3 protein-coding genes are annotated in these 2,993 nt (G+C 31.6%); 1 reads left to right on the top strand and 2 read right to left on the bottom strand.

Annotated features, from left to right (window positions below; all coding sequences use genetic code 11):
- Positions 1-394: 394 nt before the first annotated feature.
- Positions 395-1,126 (bottom strand): methyltransferase domain-containing protein, encoded by a 732-nt coding sequence (locus tag AB1422_17105; protein ID MEW6621022.1) that lies wholly within the window; start codon positions 1,124-1,126, stop codon positions 395-397.
- 150 nt (positions 1,127-1,276) lie between these two features.
- Complete coding sequence (locus AB1422_17100; protein ID MEW6621021.1) at positions 1,277-1,441, bottom strand: hypothetical protein; 165 nt, start codon at positions 1,439-1,441, stop codon at positions 1,277-1,279.
- 144 nt (positions 1,442-1,585) lie between these two features.
- On the opposite strand from AB1422_17100, the gene AB1422_17095 reads away from it, so the two are divergent.
- A partial coding sequence (locus AB1422_17095) for a hypothetical protein (protein ID MEW6621020.1) occupies positions 1,586-2,993 on the top strand: 1,408 nt, incomplete at its 3' end.

Genomic DNA, 2,993 nt, shown 5'->3' with positions numbered 1-2,993 from the left:
GTAATAGAAAATTAAATATTAAAATGCAAAATGACATATCAAATATCATATCAAAAATCAAAGAGCAAATATCAAAATTAAGGAATTCTTTTATTCTTATTTTTGATTTTTAATATTTAATATTTGATCTTTTTTGTTGCCTTACAAGTATTTTTGCATTCGGGGCACCCACAGAGTGGGTCGTGTCCTTTTGATTTTGACATTTTGATATTTGTATTAAACTTCTTGTGGAATATTTCGCACCGGTTTTTTTAAGAATTTCATATCTGCGAAATCTACGGATATTTTTTCCTGCAAAATTTCGATACCATCCTGCAAGTTTACATAAGATATATTATCGGAAGTTATTCTGAATTGTAAATTCTGAACTTCTAAATTTCATAACTTCTAAACTTCATACCTTGTATTCTAATTGCTTTTTCTTAGCCACCATAATAATTCTGGAACTTTGACTGTTAAATTTAGCATTTAATGAAAAACTACCATAAAAATCTACCCTGGGGAAAATGCTAAATAATCTTCTTAAATCTTCTTTTGTGTAATGACATAATTTTGTTCTTAAAGGATTATCAATGTATCTATTTTCCAGATGAACGGTAATCTTTTGAGTCCCAGGGATTATTCCAATCTTTTCCCCTTTTTTCTGCCATTGTTTTTTTAACCAATACCAATTCGCCACATCAATTATCACTACCCCATTATTTTTTAAAATTCGATAAATTTCATTGACCGTTTTTTTCTGGTTATCTAAAGTAAGTAAATGACAAAAAGATGAAAACAAACAGATTACCCCAACGATGGATTGATTTTGTAAAGGAAGAAATCTCATATCTCCTTGTATAAGTTTAATATTGAACTTTAAGTTTTTAATCTTATTTCTTGGAATTTGAAGCATATTCTTTGATAAGTCAATTCCAATTACCTCATAACCAAGCATTTTTAGTGGTAGGAGGTGTCTTCCAGTTCCACAGGCAATATCTAATATTTTACCTTTTTTAGGCAGGAAATTTTGGAGAAAGGTAATTTCTCCTTTAGTTTTTTCCTTAAATTGTTCATTATAAATCAAGTCATAGTAGGAAGCTAATCTATTAAAAAATTCTTTAACCTCTAAAATTTCCCTGTTCATCCCCTACCCTTTCAGAAAAAAATTATAACACAAAAAATAACAAAATGCAAGAAAAATCAGAGGATTTCAGAAATTTCTAACCGCAGAGACGCAGAGAAACAGAGAGGAAAATATCTTTTTTTCGTGTTTTTCGCGTTTTTCGGTGGTGTCTTAATCTAGCATAAAGGTTGAAATAGTGTAAGAAAAGGAGATATGGGGATTATGGAGATTAGGAGATAAATTCATTCTAAAATTTTGCAAATTACAATAAATAATCTCCATATCTCCCTTTATCTCCTTATCCCCTTTTGGACACCAAATCTGTATAGATTTCACTATTAGCGTTATTTTCAGACACCACCCTAATTTCCTGCATAAATAGAGTCTATAGTCTTATGTCTGATGTCCAGTGTCTGAATCACAGGTTCAATTAAATATATTGTTGACAAAAAAGAGATATATCTGATATAATTTAATATTATGAATAAAAGATTAAAAATATCAGGATGGATATTTATCTTTTTAGTTTTATTTAGAGGAATATCTGTCAGTATAGAAATTCAATCAGGAACAGGAAGGTATAGTAATGGAGATTATGTCAATTTTGAACAATCCTTTTCTAAACATCCGGTTATTATTACTTCGGCTTCTAAAAAAGGTGTTGCTTTACGAGTCGCTTCTATATCAAGTAAAAAGAACAGATTTAAACTATCTATACTGGATTACGAAGGTAATAAAGTGTCAGATGCCTGTGTTCAATGGCTTGCGGCAGGATTGGGAAATAATAAAGATATTCAAGCAGGCTCTGGTATTTATAATAATGGGGAATATATTAATTTTACACAATCTTTTTCAACCCCGCCGATTGTTATCGCCTCTGCTCGAAAGGGACAATTTGCTATCAATACCTATGTTGAGAAAGTAGAAAAAAGAGGATTTCATATTAAACTCTATAATCGTTTTGCCCCAGAAAAGGATGCTATTGTCCATTGGATTGCGATTGCTCCTCTTTCAAATGGTAATATTCAAGGACAGGTAGGTAAATATGATAATAATCAATTTATCAAATTTAACATCCCATTTTCTAATCCTCCAATTATACTTGCTACCGGACAAAAAGATGGCAAAGCAATTAATGTCTGTGCAACTAACAATAGTAAAACAGGATTTACAATATCTCTTTATGACCATAAAAACAAACCTGTTTCAAATTCAGATGTTCAATGGATAGCCCTGGGTTCAACTGAAGATAAGTCCGCTTCATCTCCACCAGTATTATCTTTTGTAGAAAAAAATACGGCTTCTGAATTTAAGGAACCTTCTGTCGTGAATATCAATTACGAGCCTGGAACTACAAAACAATTGAATCAACCAAATTATAGTGAATTCAAATCATGGCATAGCGGACAATTAACTAATAGTTATGAATATGTGCAAGTTGATAAAGAAAATAAATGTATTTTTATAGGTGTTGGGGTGCCCGGAGAAGGGGTAGGAGATGTGTATGCCTATGGAAATTTAGGGGTTGAGATTAATTTAATCGATGAGATGGTCGGAAATTATCCGGTTGTTATTAGAATAAAAGGTAGCTATAATGGACAGTATCTTATAGATTTACCTGCTGGTGGTGAGGTTAGACTATCTCTGGAGGCAATTGATTTAACTACTTCAGCAACCCTGCCTTCTTATATAATTCCACCAGCTAATGATTGGACCTGGATTAAACCTTCTGGAGGTGATTTGACCGGGCAATTTGATTTTCAGACAGGATATATACTTACTACAGGACATCGATATAGAATTTATCTAAAGGTATATCTTCATACCTGGCTTAATACGGAACTTCAACCAATTTCTTCAAATGCAAATATTAAATTCTGTAATGAAA

The organism is bacterium, from assembly GCA_040757115.1.
Classification (GTDB): Bacteria; UBA9089; CG2-30-40-21; order CG2-30-40-21; family SBAY01; genus JBFLXS01.
Note: the sequence above shows the minus strand (reverse complement) of the source record. Positions and strands in the feature narration are given on the sequence as shown.